Origin of the sequence: Roseburia sp. OF03-24 (assembly GCF_003463035.1) — a bacterium.
In the GTDB taxonomy this organism is placed as follows: Bacteria; Bacillota; Clostridia; order Lachnospirales; family Lachnospiraceae; genus Roseburia; species Roseburia rectibacter.
Genome location: NZ_QSCK01000007.1, coordinates 54,001 through 68,591 on the forward strand (window position 1 = coordinate 54,001; position 14,591 = coordinate 68,591).

A 14,591-nucleotide genomic window follows, 5' to 3' on the forward strand; every position below is an offset into this window, starting at 1 on the left:
TCATGGCCTGTCCTCATAAGATGTGGTAATCACAGATTATGAGGGCAGGCTTTTTTGATTCATAGGAGATTACGTCCTATGAATCAAAAAGCCCCTGGCAGAACCTTGATGTGAAAAGTATGCGGTAGGGAGGCTATGATGCAGGAAAAGTCAAATGAACAGCAAAAAGAGCAGAAACGGGGATATAACCTGTTGGATAAAGAAGAAGAAAAATCGATGCTGTCATGTTTTGTGGAACAGCTGAATGATCCGCTTATTTTTATTTTGTTTGCGGCGGCAGCAATATCTCTTCTGCTGCAGGAATTTGGGGACATGTGCATTATACTTGCAGTAGTGCTTTTAAATGCCATAGTCGGAGTGATCCAGGAGGGGAAGGCAAAGCGGGCATTAGAGGCATTGGAAAAAATGACAAGTCCGCATGCACTGCTCCATGATGAGGATGGAATCCATGAGATTCCGGCATCGGATCTGATACCGGGGGATATTGTCTGCCTTGAAGCAGGCAGACAGGTGCCGGCAGATATCAGGATCATATCGGCTGTCAATTTAAAGATCGAGGAGTCAGCGCTTACCGGCGAATCTGTTCCGGTTCCTAAAAATACGACGGATCAAAATGAGGCATATATGACCACTAATGTTACATATGGACGTGGAGAAGGAATCGTCACTGCGATAGGGATGGATACGAAGATAGGCGGTATCGCAAAATTGCTTTCCGGGACAAAAACGGAGCTGACGCCGTTACAGAAAAGGCTGGCGGATCTTGGAAAAATCCTTGGTACCGTTTCTGTCTTTTTGTGTATCCTGTTGTTTGTCATGGCAGTTTTGCAGAGGCGCAATGTTGCAGAAATGCTGATCACGGCAATATCATTAGCGGTTGCTGCAGTTCCGGAAGGTCTGCCGGCGATCGTTACGATGGTACTTGCACTTTCGGTATCACGTATGGTGAAGGTCAATACGATCGTAAAAAGACTGCCGAGTGTGGAGACATTAGGCTGTGTGAGCGTGGTATGCTCGGATAAGACGGGAACACTGACGCAGAACCGTATGACTGTGACAAGATGTTATACAGATGGAAAAATCTGCGAACCAAAGAATCTCAACCGCAGAAAAAACAGATATTTTCTGGAGGGATATACCCTTTGCAATGATGCGTCTGTCCGTGGGGAACGGATCGGAGATCCCACAGAACTTGCCCTGCTTGATATGGCGGAAAAATTTGATCTGCAGAGAGAGAGATTAGAAGAAAGTTTTCCGAGAATACAGGAAATCGCGTTTGATTCCGACCGGAAAATGATGACGACATTACACCGGGGAGAAAAAGAAAAAATTTCTTATACCAAAGGTTCCCCGGATGAAATATTAGAGCGTGCTGCATTCCTGATGAAAGATGGTGAGCGTGTGCCGATGACCCCGGAGAGACGAAAAGAAATCGATCAGGTGATCCGTACGTTTACGAAAGATGCACTCCGGGTACTGGCACTTGGGATGCGAAATCCGGCTGACGGTTTAAAGGAAAACGGGCTGACTTTTCTGGGAATTGTTGGAATGGCTGATCCCATACGTCCGGAGGCACAGGAGGCTGTAATGGAGTTTTACCGTGCAGGGGTAAAAACGATCATGATCACGGGGGATCGGATCGATACGGCATTTGCGATTGCAAAAGAACTGCACATTGCATCGGAAGAAAGTGAGTGCATTTCGGGAGAAACGTTAACGGATATGACAGATGAAATGCTTGCAGAAAAAATAAAAAAGGTGCGTGTGTTTGCCCATGTTTCGCCGGAGCATAAGGTGCGCATCGTGGCGGCATGTAAGAAAAACGGGGAGATTACTGCAATGACAGGAGATGGTGTCAATGATGCACCGTCATTGAAAGCAGCAGATGTCGGGATCGCTATGGGAAAGGCAGGAACGGATGTGGCGAAAAATGCAGCGGACATTGTGTTGACGGATGATAATTTTGCGACGATCGCAAAAGCCATTGCGCAGGGAAGATGTATTTATGAGAATATCCGGAAATCTGTGATATTTCTGTTGTCTTCTAATTTCGGGGAGATCATAACAATGCTTGCGGCTGTAGCCTGCGGATTTGCGGCACCGTTAAAATCAAGTCATATTCTATGGATCAATCTGATCACAGATTCGCTTCCGGCACTGGCGCTTGGTGTGGATGAGGAAGAAAATAAAAGTTACATGGACAGACCACCGCGCGGAAAGGATGAGAGTCTGTTTGCAGGGGGTGGGTTAAACTGTACCTGTTTTTATGGGGCATTGATCGCATTTATCAGTATGACAGCGTTTTTGCAGCTTCCGGTGGGAATCCTGCTTGGGGCGGGCAGCACGGTCACACCGGCAGCAATCAGGCTGCTTCTGGCAGATGCAGAGCTTTTAAGCCGCTGCCAGACCTATGCATTTACGGTACTTGGTATGTCTCAGCTCTTTCATGCGATCGGTATGCGTGATGTTGAAACATCGCTGTTTCAGATGAACCATCTGGAAAACAGATTAATGATTGCTGCATTCGCAATCGGAACAGGACTGCAGCTTCTCGTGACGGAAGTTCCTTATTTTGTTAATCTGTTTGGAACCTGCAGATTAACACTGCTTGAATGGGTAAAACTGCTGGTACTTGCAGCCATGCCTTTACTCGGACATGAACTGTTAGTATTGGGAGGCTGTCTGGGAGAAAAAAGAGATAAGAAAAATTTAAAGGGAAAAGATCAGCAGGCGGTATCGTCTGGTGGGCGGTGGAGCTAAAAAAAACATTCATTTTTTACGGGGGGTGTGGTATAATGAGGTGTCCGTAAGTTTTGGGCAGGTTTTTGCAGGAAAGGATATTGGAAATTATGGAAGAGAAAATGACAATGGAAATCACGAACGACAGACTTGAGGAGGCCATTAAGGAATATGCCGCAGACCGCACGAAAGAGAATCTTACCACAGTGCTGAATCTGCTTCGTCCGACAAAGCTGTTTGTGCCGGCAATGTTACAGGCACCGGATCGTCCGATTCCATGTTTTTTAAAGAATAGTAATGAAGAACAGTTTTTAGTAGTATATACGTCAAAAGCGCAGATCCCGGAGGAGCCAAAGAGCCAGGCGATGCTTAACATGCCATTCCCGGCATGCAATAATATCGTTGTAAAACCGGAATTAAAACTTGCCGGAATGGTGATCAATCCATTTTCTGACAACCTTGTGTTAAAGACAGAACTTGTACAGAAGTTACATGAAGTTGACGAGCAGGCGGCAAAACGTGCTGCACAGATGAAACAGGTGAAGATGACACCGGCACAGTTTCAGGTATTTGTAAAGCGTCAGGTTGAGTTTGCAGTACTGCCAAAGCGTCTGTTTACCGAAAAACAGGAGTTCATCAACAAGCTGTGTGATGAGAAAGAGGCTTTTGTCAATGAGATTTTTGCAGGCGTGTTCAAGGAGCCAAAGTTAAATCCATACACAGAGAACGATTACTCTGTAATGGCACTTGATATTGCAGAAGATCTGACATTGATCCGTGTAGATCTTCCGGAAAAAGGCTTAGTTCCGCCACTTTGCTACCGTATTTACCTGACGATCAATCCTAAGACCGGAAAAGCCGGCTATTATACGATCGAGATGTCAAAAGAAAAAGATGTCCGCATGTTAGGAGAGCTTTTAGAGGACGGAAAACATATAGATCACGGTGTGGCACCGGTAGAGGGTGCTGAACTTCAGAAGATCATGGATCTTGCCAGAGGTGAAGGCGCAGAGGTGACAAGCTAGATCTGGGATATGATGTCTCAGACAGGTAAATGAAAAAATGATATAACATGAAGGAAGGGGCTGTCTCACTAACTTTGTTAGTATGACAGTCCCTTCCCTTTATCTTTCGTTATGCTGGATGATATCGGCATATTGTCCGCGGGTGACTTTTAAGAGCGCATCCGGGTTTACCGTGATGGAGGTACCGATGCGTCCACCGCTGATATAAATCTTATCGAAGGAAGCAGCGCTTTCATGTACGACGGTTGGGAACTGCTTTTTCATGCCAAGAGGTGAGCAGCCGCCACGCACATAGCCGGTAAGTGGAGTCAGATCTTTTACGTGAAGCATTTCAAGTGATTTTTCACCGACACATTTTGCGGCAGCTTTCAGATAGACTTCCTCTGCGATCGGTACGACAAAAACATAATACTGCCTGTTCCCGCCGGCGGCAGCCTTGCCGGACATAACGAGCGTTTTAAACGACTGTTCTACCGGAGCACCGGTCTTTTCTGCGGTATGCAGACCGTCTATAAATTCATCACACTCATAATTGATAATTTCATAAGGTATTTTATTGCGGTCTAAAATGCGCATGGCATTTGTTTTTACTTCTTTTCCCATAGAGAAAACTCCTTTCATGAATGAACTGCGCTCATTGTAACACCACAGCAAAAAATAGACAACTGAAACAGAATGTATGTTTACGAAAAAATAAAAAAATGTTATTCTAATAAGGGAAATTAAGGCAATATATGAGGTGAATTAAAATGCGCCACATATAAGAACATGTGTGGCGGGAAATGAGGCAGAGTATGAAAGATTTTTTTAAGAGAGTAAAGGCGGATGCAATAATGTCAGCAGTTTTATGCATCGCATTGGGCGTGGTTCTGATCGTATGGCCGGGAGAGACGATCGATATCGTATGTAAAGTGCTTGCCGCAGGACTTATCATTCTTGGAGGGGTAGAACTGTTTTCCTATATTACCAATAGAAACGGTTATATGTTCACCGGAATCCTTGGGCTGATCGTGCTGATCATCGGTGTATGGATCTTCTTAAAACCGAGCAGTATCGTGAGCCTGGTACCGATCGTGATCGGTGTGATACTTGCTGTTCACGGTGTGCAGGATGTGAAAATGGCGTTAGAATCAAAGAATGGCGGATATGACAGATGGTGGATTATGCTGATCATTGCCATTATCAGTATTGCATTTGGCGTGCTCTGCATTGTCAATGCGTTTGGCATGGTCAAACTTGCCATGCAGTTTGTAGGAGCAGCCCTGATCTATGATGGAATCAGTGATCTGTGGGTTGTGACAAAGACGGTGCGGACGGTGAAAGATATGGAGCAGGAAGCGAAAGCAGTCGACGTAGATTATAAAGAAATCGATTAAGTGATTAAGCGGAAAGAAAGAGAAACAGATATAAAAAGTGTCCCTGAAAATCTGGATAAAAGATTTTCAGGGACACTTTTTTGGTTCGTGATAATAGAATATTTGAGCAAGCTGCATCTGATTGCCCAGACTGCGCTATACTGTAATTTTACCTTCATTGATAAGCCGGATAAATACGTCGACTAATTCCGGATCAAACTGTGTTCCACTGTTTTTTTTCAGTTCACTGACAGCATAGGAGACAGAGAGCGGATTTTTGTATGGACGTCTGGCAGTCATGGCATCAAAACAATCGGCGATGGTAAGTATTCTTGCCATATAAGGAATATCCTCACCGGCAAGACCACGCGGATATCCCGTGCCATCATACCGTTCGTGATGACCAAGTACTGCAGGAATTACATAATCCATATGTGGCAGATAACGGATCATTTTTGTGGAGTTTTCAACATGTGTCTTCATGATCTCATATTCTTCCGGTGTCAGTTCCGAGGTTTTCTGTAAAATACGTTCCGGAATACTGATTTTTCCGATGTCATGCAGCATACCGGCATCACGCACAAGTTCGATGTCATTTTCACTCATGCCAAGATCTCTGGCTAAGATCACAGCATATTTCGACACATTCATGGAATGGATAAATGTGTAGCTGTCCTTGGCATCGATCGCAGCGGTCAGTGCATAGATGGTAGGCGCAACACGTTCGTATGCAGTTCTTAAGTTCGAATCGGTGGAACGTGTCTCAAGACCGGCCCGGTAAACGGTAAGGTGACCTTTGCCCCCTAGTTTACCATAATAGATCGCCTGTTCTGCATTATGGAGCAGTGTTTTCGCATCTGGAGAAATAGATGGGAAAGTGGATATACCACAGGTAATGCTTGTGTCCCACACGGTATCGTTTTTGCTCCGCAGACTGATGATATTATGGATGATCTCATTAGCAAGTGCACCTGCACTGGTGGGATCATCCCCCTGTGTCAGTATCATAAAAACATCTGTGCCATAACGGAATGCGAGGTCAGACGGGCTGATCTTTGAAAGGATTGCCTGCGCACAGAGCGTGATCAGATTATCTCCTTCCGTGGCACCGTAAAGCTCATTGTAGAGCTTGAAATCATCAATGTCGAGCAGGATCAGACCAATCGGGGTATCCGTCGAACAGGCATCTTTGATACATTCAAAGGCATGTTTTCTATTATATAAGGAAGTAAGACTGTCTGTGATCGAAGCATGGTAAGCATTATAATACAGGTTGGCGTTGCGCAGAAGATACGCAGCATAGTAACAGATACGGTCGAGACAGACAAGTTCCTCTTCGGTGTAGATGCGGTCCGCATCGTCAGCAATATACAAAAGACCAATGACAGCCTGCTGATAACGGATCGCCTTAATTGCGTGAATATTTTGCTGTGCGAGCCAGCGGCTCTGCCGGGGAGTTAACAGAGGATTGTCTGTAAGAAAATCTGATCCTGTTACAAGAAAACCTTTTTGGTGCAGTATCTCTTCGAGAAATGCGTCAGAAGGAACGGAGTAATCTTTTTCAAAGAAAATATCTCCCCATCTGCGTACAGTGTAAAAGGAACGTCTGGTGTTTAAATTCTGTGTTAGTAAAAGTCCCTGGGGATTCAGCAGCAAAATGAGAGAATCTATCAGGATATTGTAAATTTCATCGGTATTTAAAGTGCGGATCGCAGACGACAGGAAATTTTCCAGAATCGTATCTTTGTGTTCTGACAACATATGGTAAGGAGCCTCCGGAAGTGATTTTTCTTGAGAATGTAGCAATATTATACTATAATACTTTTGGTGTGACAATGGTGCTTTTGATATAGCCGGTGCAGAAAAGAGGAAAGAAAATGAGATGTGAAGAGTTTAAAATGGAACGCACGGGATTGTTAGAGGTCGGGGATGTTTTGCCGGTCACAGAGGGAAAACTGCCAAGTTCCTACTATTATACATTAGGAAAGGCATATGCGATGTCTGCAAATTATGCGGTAAGTGAACGGATCAGATCAAGAGAGGGAAAAGTTGTAGACGTAAAAGAAACCCCAAAAGGGTACTTTGTGACAGTTGAATTTGACGAATAAATGGTATAAAATATATGTATTGTAATTTGAAAGGATAAGTACATGCGCTATATACCGACAAGCAGGTTAAAGCCGGGAATGGCTCTTGGACAGGATATTTATGATGGAGCGGGAAGACTTCTTTTAGCGAAACATCTGCTCCTGACATCAGAATATATATCCAACCTGGAGTTCCTCGGATATCCTGGAATATACATAGATGATGAATTTACATGTGGCATAGAGATACAACAGGTGCTCACACCACAGGTGCGTTGTCAGGCATTAAAACTGATACATGAGCTGTTTGATTTTGATACGGATGACAGCGAATTGCCGGTCGATGAAGTGAAGCTGCGCATGACAGTGAAAAATGTTGTGGAAGATATCCTGAAAAATGGCGATGTAATGTTTAACATAATGGATATCCGCAATTATGATGAATATATTTATTACCATTCAGTGAATGTCGGTGTGCTCTCTATCATGGTTGGAGCGAGATACGGACTGGAACGAAACAAATTATATGATCTTGGAATTGCAGCAATACTGCATGATTTAGGAAAAAAGTTTTTACCTGAAGAAATCGCAAATGGAAAATGGCCGCTTACCGGGAAAGAGAGGGAAGCGTGGAAAAGTCATCCAAAACTTGGAGCAGAATATTTGAAAACATCCTATCATTTTCCTGCGATGGTTTATAGTGGGATACTGATGCATCATGAATGGTTTAATGGTGAAGGATATCCGCTGGAAAAAAGCGGAAGAGACATACCGTTATATGCGAGGATCATTAAAGTTACAGACAGCTATGATGCAATGATATCAAAGCGTCCCGGCAGGGAACAGCTTTCGCCGGCAGATGCGATTGAATATATGATGGCAATGGCGGGAGCGGAATTTGATCCGCAGTTAGTTAATATATTTTTACGCAGAATGGCGGTTTATCCGATTGGATGCGAAGTGGAGTTATCAAACGGACAGCGCGGCATTGTGGCAAAGAATTTTAGAGATTTTTCTCTCAGACCGCTGGTACAGATCGTGGAGACAGGCGAGATGCTCAATCTCCGTGATGATCCGGAAGGTCGCAGCGTTACCATAGGAAGAATGATTATGTAAAAATACTTTGAGGGAGATATGACTGGACAGGGAAAGAGCGCGATAGATACGCTTTTGGCAGAAAGTTTTAAAGAACTTGCATTAAAACAGCCGATCGAGAAGATTACGATCAAAGAGATTACAGATAAGGCAGGCGTGATACGGCCGACATTTTATAACCATTTTCAGGACAAATATGAACTTTTGGAGTGGATCATAGATACACAGCTGATCGCTCCGGCAGAACCTCTGATACAGAACGGTATGGTAAACGAGGCATTGATACTTTTATTTTCCAACATTGAAAAAGAAAAGGAGTTTTATCAGAAAGCGATCCACTTAGAGGGACAGAACTCGTTTGAGAGCATTGCACAGTCCTGTATCATGAAGGTGTTCCTGAGGGTGTTTGAACGTTCGGCAGCCACGAAGAAACCAAAGTATGTCTGGCTGACACCGGAACGTATTGCTGCGTATTATGCACAGTCCATGTGCTATATTGTCATGAACTGGATTCGGTCCGGGATGACGATCTCAGCGCGGGAGTTAGCAGAGATCTATGATTACATCATAAAGAGATCCATGGAAGATATTTTAGCGGAACTTTAATATGTGAATTAAATATACAATCGGAATCAAATGTTAACTTTGATATACATTTTGGGCAATTTGTATAATAAGATGCTACAGAAAAATTAGATTGAATCTTTTCAGATTCAGTCTTTTTTTTTACACTAAAGGAAATTGTGGCAGGGGGAATGTATGCCACAGGAAAATAAAAAGAAAGAAAAGAGTGAAAAAGATGATTAAGTTTGGAAAATGGGTAGTGAAATTCCGTATCCCGATTCTGATCCTGAGTTTTTTGCTGTTGATACCGACCGGGATCACTTACATGAATACGCGGATCAATTACGATATCCTCTCATATCTCCCGGGAGATATTGAGACGATGAAAGGACAGGATATCCTGTTAGACGAGTTTGGAACAGGTGCTTTTTCCGTGGCGGTCATAGATGGCATGCAGGAAAAAGAGATCACGCAGTTAGAGGATAAGTTAAAAGAGATCGACCATGTCAAAGATGTTTTATGGTATGGTGCACTTGCTGATATTTCCATCCCGATGGATATGCTGCCGGATGACCTGAGAGATTCCCTGCAGAATGCAGATACAGGCAGCCAGCTTATGATCATTACATTTGATACTTCCATGTCAGCAGATGAGACACTTGATGCCATCGAGGAGATACGGGGACTGACCAATGAACAGTGTCTTTTGAGCGGTATGTCCGCAGTCGTTACCGATATCAAAAAGATCTGTAACAGTGAGGTCATCATGTATGTTGTGATCGCAGCAGGATTATCCGCACTGGTGCTTGCACTTACGATGGACTCATTCCTTTTACCGTTTATCTTCCTTCTGAGTATCGGTATGGCAATCGTATATAACCTTGGAACGAACTTTATCGCAGGAGAGATTTCTTTCGTTACACAGGCACTTGCAGCAGTATTACAGCTTGCAGTTACAATGGACTATTCCATTTTCCTGTGGCACAGTTACTTAGAGAATCAGGAACGCTATCCGGATGACAGGAAACGTGCGATGTCCCATGCAATCTCACAGACGTTAACTTCTGTAGTCGGAAGTTCCATCACAACGATCGCCGGATTCCTTGCAATGTGTTTCATGACATTTACACTTGGTATGGATCTTGGTGTTGTTATGGCAAAAGGTGTTGTATTTGGTGTTATCGGATGTGTTACGATCCTTCCTGCAATGATCCTTGCAATGGATAAATGGATCGAAAAGACAAGACATAAAGCCTTCATACCGGATCTTGGACGTATCGGAGGATTTGTGACAAAACATTATTGGATTTTTATTATTTTATTCTTAGCGATCATCGGACCTGCTTTTTACGGACAGAATCACAATCAGGTATATTACGATCTGATGGGAACACTTCCGGATAACTTAGAGAGTGTAAAAGCAGGAAACGCACTGGAAAATGATTTTGATATGGGTGCGACACATGTGATCCTTGCAAGCAGCGATCTAAACTCCAAAGATGCAAGAAACCTGGAAAATGAGATCGGTGATGTGGACGGTGTAAAACTGGCATTAGGACTTGATTCCGTTATGGGACCTACCGTACCAAAGGATATGATCCCGGATGATATCAAAGAGATGCTTGACAATGGAAAATATCAGATGATCTATGTTATGTCTGAGTACAAGACAGGATCAGATGAGGTAAATGCACAGTGTGATGCGATCCGCGATATCATTAAAAAATATGATGACACCGCAATGTTAATTGGTGAAGCTCCATGTACGGAGGATCTGATCACGATTACAAATACAGACTTTAACACAGTAAATGCAGTTTCTATTATTTTAATCTTCATTATTATCGCATTCGTATTAAAGTCGATCTCATTACCGGTCATCCTTGTTATGGTAATCGAGTTTGCGATTTTCATCAACATGGGTATCCCGCATTATACCGGAACGGTTCTTCCGTTTATCGCTTCCATCGTAATCGGAACGATCCAGCTCGGTGCAACCGTTGACTATGCAATTCTTATGACAAACAAATATAAGAGAGCAAGAAACCACGGAGCAGAGAAACGTGATGCAGTAAAAACAGCGTTAGACAGTTCCTTACAGTCTGTCATCGTCAGTGCATTAAGTTTCTTCGCAGCAACATTTGGTGTAGGAATGTATTCCAGTATCGATATGATCAGTTCCTTATGTATGCTTCTTGCAAGAGGTGCATTGATCAGTTTGGTTGTCGTAGCATTTATCCTGCCGGCAATGTTTATGGTATTTGATAAATTAATCTGTGTAACAAGTGCAGGTTTCCGTTATAAAAAAGATTCGTCAGTTCAGTAAAATAGAGGAGGAAAAAAAGATGAAATTACCAGAATTAAAGAAAAGATTTACAAGAAAATATGTGATCCGTATTATTGCAGGTGTGTTAGTCGTTGGAATGGTCGGAACAGGAGTTTCCACGGCAAATGTATTTGCAGCAAAGACAGCACAGGAGAGTACTGAAAGTACAGAGAGCACCGAAAAAGACAGCGAAAAAGATGATTCTGATGCTGAGAGCAAATTAAAAGATGCATTAGATGACAGTATCAAATTCAGCGAGAAAGAGATTGGCAAAGAAGAAACGGTATATGTTCTTGCAGACAGCACCGGAAAAGAGCGCAAAGTGATCGTTTCCGATCATCTGATCAATGATGAAAATAAGGATACGATCGAGGATGCTTCTACCTTAAAAGATATCGAAAATGTAAAAGGTGATGAGACATTCAAACAGGATGGCAGCAAACTGACCTGGCAGGCAGACGGCAACGATATTTATTATCAGGGAACCTCCACAAAAGAGACACCGGTATCCCAGACAATTACCTATTCTTTGGATGGTAAGGAAGTAAAGCCGGAAGAACTTGCAGGAAAATCAGGAAAAGTGACGATCCGTTTTGACTATACCAACAATGAGACAGTAAAGACAAAGATCGCAGGAAAAGAGGAAGAAATCTACGTTCCGTTTGCAGCGGTCAGCGGAATGGTATTAGATGACAGCTTTTCCAATGTAAAAGTTACCAATGGTAAAGTAATCTCCGATGGCAAAAATAATATTGTAGTCGGATATGCACTTCCGGGATTAAAAGAGAGCTTAGATGTGGATGATTCTGATTTTGACGGAGATGTATCGATCCCGGATTACGTGGAAGTAACTGCAGATGTGGAGAATTTCTCATTAAGCACCACAATGACAGTTGTGATGAATGCAACAAACTTTATCAGCAAAGACGGAGATGCAGATCTTTCTGAAGTTGATGATATGTTAGATACTTTAACAGATGCAACAGATCAGTTAAAAGATGGTTCCGGTGAGCTCGCAGACGGTGTAGATACTTTAAAATCCAAGATGGGTGAGTTTAAAGACGGTGTCGGAACATTAAAGAACGGTATCAAAGATTATACGGATGGAGCTTCTACTTTATCCACAGGAATCGGAACATTAAAGAGTGGTGTGGATACCTTAGCAGGAAGTGTACCAACACTGATCAGTGGTGTGGGAACCTTAAAAGATGGTTCAGCAAGTGCAGCAAAAGGAGCATCTTCCTTAAAAGACGGAGCAGGAACCTTAAAGAAAGGTGCCAAGGATGTATCTACCGGAGCCAATACATTGTCCAAAGGTGCAAGTGATCTTTCCACCGGAGCCAATACACTTTCCACCGGAGTGAATGATCTTTCTACCGGAGCAGATACGTTATCTACTGGAGCTTCTGATTTGTCTACTGGAGCAGACACTTTAGCTGCCGGAGCTTCCAGTCTGAATACAGGTGTCCAGACACTTGCGAAAGGAGTAAAAGATTTAAATACTGCTGTCAACGGCGGTGAAACAACGCTTGCAGGCGGAGCATCTGCAGTCAGTGCAGGTGTGGATACATTAGTTGGAAAATTGGGAGATATGGCAACAACTTTACAGACTAAAAAAGATCAGATCAATGCCAATTTACAGGCAAATGGTACATCCATTGAAAATGCACAGGCTACGATCGATTCCTTAAAGAGCGCACAGTCAAATCTGATGAACGGAATTGCCATGTACAGTGCAAATCCTGCAAGTGCAACAGCAATTTTTACGCAGGTGGGACAGGCACTTGGCGGTGTTTCAATCAACAGAGTAAATGATGCAATGACTGTAGCGGTAAGCCTGTCAGACAAGATCGCAACAATTGGTCAGGCTCAGGGAGCTGTTTCAGCTATCGATGAAGCAGCTAGTCAGATTTCTGATCCGACAACACAGGCACAGCTTACAGCACTTCAGGCTGGTGCGAAACAGGTGGCAGATGGAGCAGCGCAGGCATCCGGTGCAATCAGTACTATGGCTGGAAAAATGGATGATCTGACTAGTGGTTCTGGTCAGGTGGCACAGGGAGCAAGTGATCTTGCAACAGGAGCAGGAACCTTAAAGAAAGGAGCAAGTGATCTTGCAACAGGAGCAACCAAGTTAAAGAAGGGTGCCGGAGACCTTGCAACAGGAGCAGGAACCTTAAAGAAAGGAGCAGGTGATCTTGCAACAGGAGCAGGTCAGGTGGCAGATGGAGCAACGACTCTGCACAAAGGAGCGTCTGATCTGTCTGACGGTTTAAATACTTTAGACGGTGGTATCGGACAGTTGAAAGAGAAAGCCGGATCACTTGCAACAGGAGCTGAGCAGTTAAAGAGCGGCACAGACCAGCTTGCAAGCGGGGCATCCACACTTGTTTCTAATAATGAAAAATTAAACGATGGTGCAGGCACTTTAAGTGATGGAACCGATGCGATCATTGATGGTGTGGGAGAGCTTTCTGACGGTGCACATAAACTTGCAGACGGAATTACAGAGTTCAGTGAAGAAGGAATCGACGAGATCATCAATTCTTACAATGGAGATATCGAGCCGCTTGTTGACCGTATTCAGGCTGTATTAGATGCCGGTGCTGATTATCAGACTTATACTGACATTGCAGACGGAGTGAACGGAAGCGTTAAATTCATTATTAAAACAGATGCGGTAAAAGCTGAAGATTAAAAAACAGCCTTTAGGAGGAGTAAGATGAATGCGTTGGAGAATCTGCTGATCATAGCAGGCATATCGTTAGATATATTCGCAGCCATGGAGTGTCAGGGATCACTGATAGCAAAGATAGATAAAAAACAGCTTGGCAAACTGTGTATACTGATTGCTGCATGGCAGATGACAGCACTGTTCGTCGGAAGTTATCTGTCAGGAATTTTGTATCGCAATACTATAACGCACAATGAAAAAGTGACTGGATTTGTCATTGCAGCAGCCATCTTTTTCTGCCTGGGAGTGCGGCTGGTTGCAAAAGCCATAAAAAACGAGCGGATCATAGAGCACTGTGAGCAGAAACTCGGCTGGAAACATCTGCTTGCAATTGCAGCAGTTACCAGTAGTTATACCCTGCTGACGGGTATAGCATTTGGTTTCCTTGGAACAAATCTTCTTGTGATGCTTCTGATGGTTGCCGGACTTACCATTGCGGTTGTCGTGGCTGGTATCTATACCGGATATCATCTGGGATTTGAGCATAAGACAAAAGCATATATTGCAGGAGCGATACTTCTGTGGATCGCGGGAATAGACGTTATCGTAAAACATATTTTGCGGTAGGATAAATCCGGTTTCCGGCTGCCAGAAAAATCTGGCGGCTGGGAACCGTATTTTTTTCGTACGTTGCAACAAGTTTTTTTCTCCGTTATAATGGTAATG

11 protein-coding genes are annotated in these 14,591 nt (G+C 43.5%); 9 read left to right on the forward strand and 2 right to left on the reverse strand.

The window, feature by feature from the left end:
* Window positions 1-138 precede the first annotated feature (138 nt).
* Both DXA60_RS04795 and DXA60_RS04800 read left to right on the forward strand, forming a co-directional pair.
* Window positions 139-2,760 carry a cation-translocating P-type ATPase gene (locus DXA60_RS04795; protein ID WP_241070877.1) on the forward strand — a complete coding sequence of 874 codons (2,622 nt, stop codon included), beginning with the start codon at window positions 139-141 and terminating at the stop codon, window positions 2,758-2,760.
* Window positions 2,761-2,849: 89 nt separating this feature from the next.
* Window positions 2,850-3,764 (forward strand): SseB family protein, encoded by a 915-nt coding sequence (locus DXA60_RS04800; protein ID WP_117920112.1) that lies wholly within the window; start codon window positions 2,850-2,852, stop codon window positions 3,762-3,764.
* Window positions 3,765-3,863: 99 nt separating this feature from the next.
* Here DXA60_RS04800 and ybaK read toward each other — a convergent pair whose 3' ends face one another.
* Entirely contained in the window at window positions 3,864-4,367 is a 504-nt protein-coding gene (gene ybaK, locus DXA60_RS04805; RefSeq protein ID WP_117919986.1) for a Cys-tRNA(Pro) deacylase, read from the reverse strand.
* Window positions 4,368-4,558: 191 nt separating this feature from the next.
* Here ybaK and DXA60_RS04810 point away from each other — a divergent pair, with 191 nt between their 5' ends.
* Complete coding sequence (locus DXA60_RS04810) at window positions 4,559-5,140, forward strand: HdeD family acid-resistance protein (protein ID WP_117919988.1); 582 nt, start codon at window positions 4,559-4,561, stop codon at window positions 5,138-5,140.
* 135 nt (window positions 5,141-5,275) lie between these two features.
* Here DXA60_RS04810 and DXA60_RS04815 read toward each other — a convergent pair whose 3' ends face one another.
* On the reverse strand, window positions 5,276-6,877 hold the full coding sequence (locus DXA60_RS04815; protein ID WP_117920114.1) for a bifunctional diguanylate cyclase/phosphohydrolase: 1,602 nt from the start codon (window positions 6,875-6,877) through the stop codon (window positions 5,276-5,278).
* Window positions 6,878-6,996: 119 nt separating this feature from the next.
* Here DXA60_RS04815 and DXA60_RS04820 point away from each other — a divergent pair, with 119 nt between their 5' ends.
* The 6 genes from DXA60_RS04820 (at window position 6,997) to DXA60_RS04845 (ending at window position 14,492) form a co-directional block, all read left to right on the forward strand.
* Complete coding sequence (locus DXA60_RS04820) at window positions 6,997-7,227, forward strand: hypothetical protein (protein WP_117919990.1); 231 nt, start codon at window positions 6,997-6,999, stop codon at window positions 7,225-7,227.
* 42 nt (window positions 7,228-7,269) lie between these two features.
* Window positions 7,270-8,322, forward strand: a complete 1,053-nt coding sequence (locus tag DXA60_RS04825) for an HD-GYP domain-containing protein (protein ID WP_117919992.1) — start codon at window positions 7,270-7,272, stop codon at window positions 8,320-8,322.
* An 18-nt stretch (window positions 8,323-8,340) separates the two neighbouring features.
* Window positions 8,341-8,907 carry a TetR/AcrR family transcriptional regulator C-terminal domain-containing protein gene (locus DXA60_RS04830; protein WP_117919994.1) on the forward strand — a complete coding sequence of 189 codons (567 nt, stop codon included), beginning with the start codon at window positions 8,341-8,343 and terminating at the stop codon, window positions 8,905-8,907.
* Between the two features lie 193 nt (window positions 8,908-9,100).
* Window positions 9,101-11,191: an efflux RND transporter permease subunit gene (locus DXA60_RS04835; protein WP_117920116.1), complete on the forward strand. Its 2,091-nt coding sequence runs from the start codon at window positions 9,101-9,103 to the stop codon at window positions 11,189-11,191.
* Window positions 11,192-11,210: 19 nt separating this feature from the next.
* Entirely contained in the window at window positions 11,211-13,889 is a 2,679-nt protein-coding gene (locus tag DXA60_RS04840) for a hypothetical protein (RefSeq protein WP_117919996.1), read from the forward strand.
* Window positions 13,890-13,913: 24 nt separating this feature from the next.
* Window positions 13,914-14,492, forward strand: coding sequence for a manganese efflux pump MntP (locus DXA60_RS04845; protein ID WP_117919998.1), 579 nt, complete (start codon window positions 13,914-13,916; stop codon window positions 14,490-14,492).
* Window positions 14,493-14,591: the final 99 nt, after the last annotated feature.

Coding starts and splice junctions, on each gene's coding strand:
- DXA60_RS04795 (WP_241070877.1), top strand. CDS start 139: ATGCAGGAAAAGTCAAATGAACAGCAAAAAGAGCAGAAACGGGGATAT.
- DXA60_RS04800 (WP_117920112.1), top strand. CDS start 2,850: ATGGAAGAGAAAATGACAATGGAAATCACGAACGACAGACTTGAGGAG.
- ybaK (WP_117919986.1), bottom strand. CDS start 4,367: ATGGGAAAAGAAGTAAAAACAAATGCCATGCGCATTTTAGACCGCAAT.
- DXA60_RS04810 (WP_117919988.1), top strand. CDS start 4,559: ATGAAAGATTTTTTTAAGAGAGTAAAGGCGGATGCAATAATGTCAGCA.
- DXA60_RS04820 (WP_117919990.1), top strand. CDS start 6,997: ATGAGATGTGAAGAGTTTAAAATGGAACGCACGGGATTGTTAGAGGTC.
- DXA60_RS04825 (WP_117919992.1), top strand. CDS start 7,270: ATGCGCTATATACCGACAAGCAGGTTAAAGCCGGGAATGGCTCTTGGA.
- DXA60_RS04830 (WP_117919994.1), top strand. CDS start 8,341: ATGACTGGACAGGGAAAGAGCGCGATAGATACGCTTTTGGCAGAAAGT.
- DXA60_RS04835 (WP_117920116.1), top strand. CDS start 9,101: ATGATTAAGTTTGGAAAATGGGTAGTGAAATTCCGTATCCCGATTCTG.
- DXA60_RS04840 (WP_117919996.1), top strand. CDS start 11,211: ATGAAATTACCAGAATTAAAGAAAAGATTTACAAGAAAATATGTGATC.
- DXA60_RS04845 (WP_117919998.1), top strand. CDS start 13,914: ATGAATGCGTTGGAGAATCTGCTGATCATAGCAGGCATATCGTTAGAT.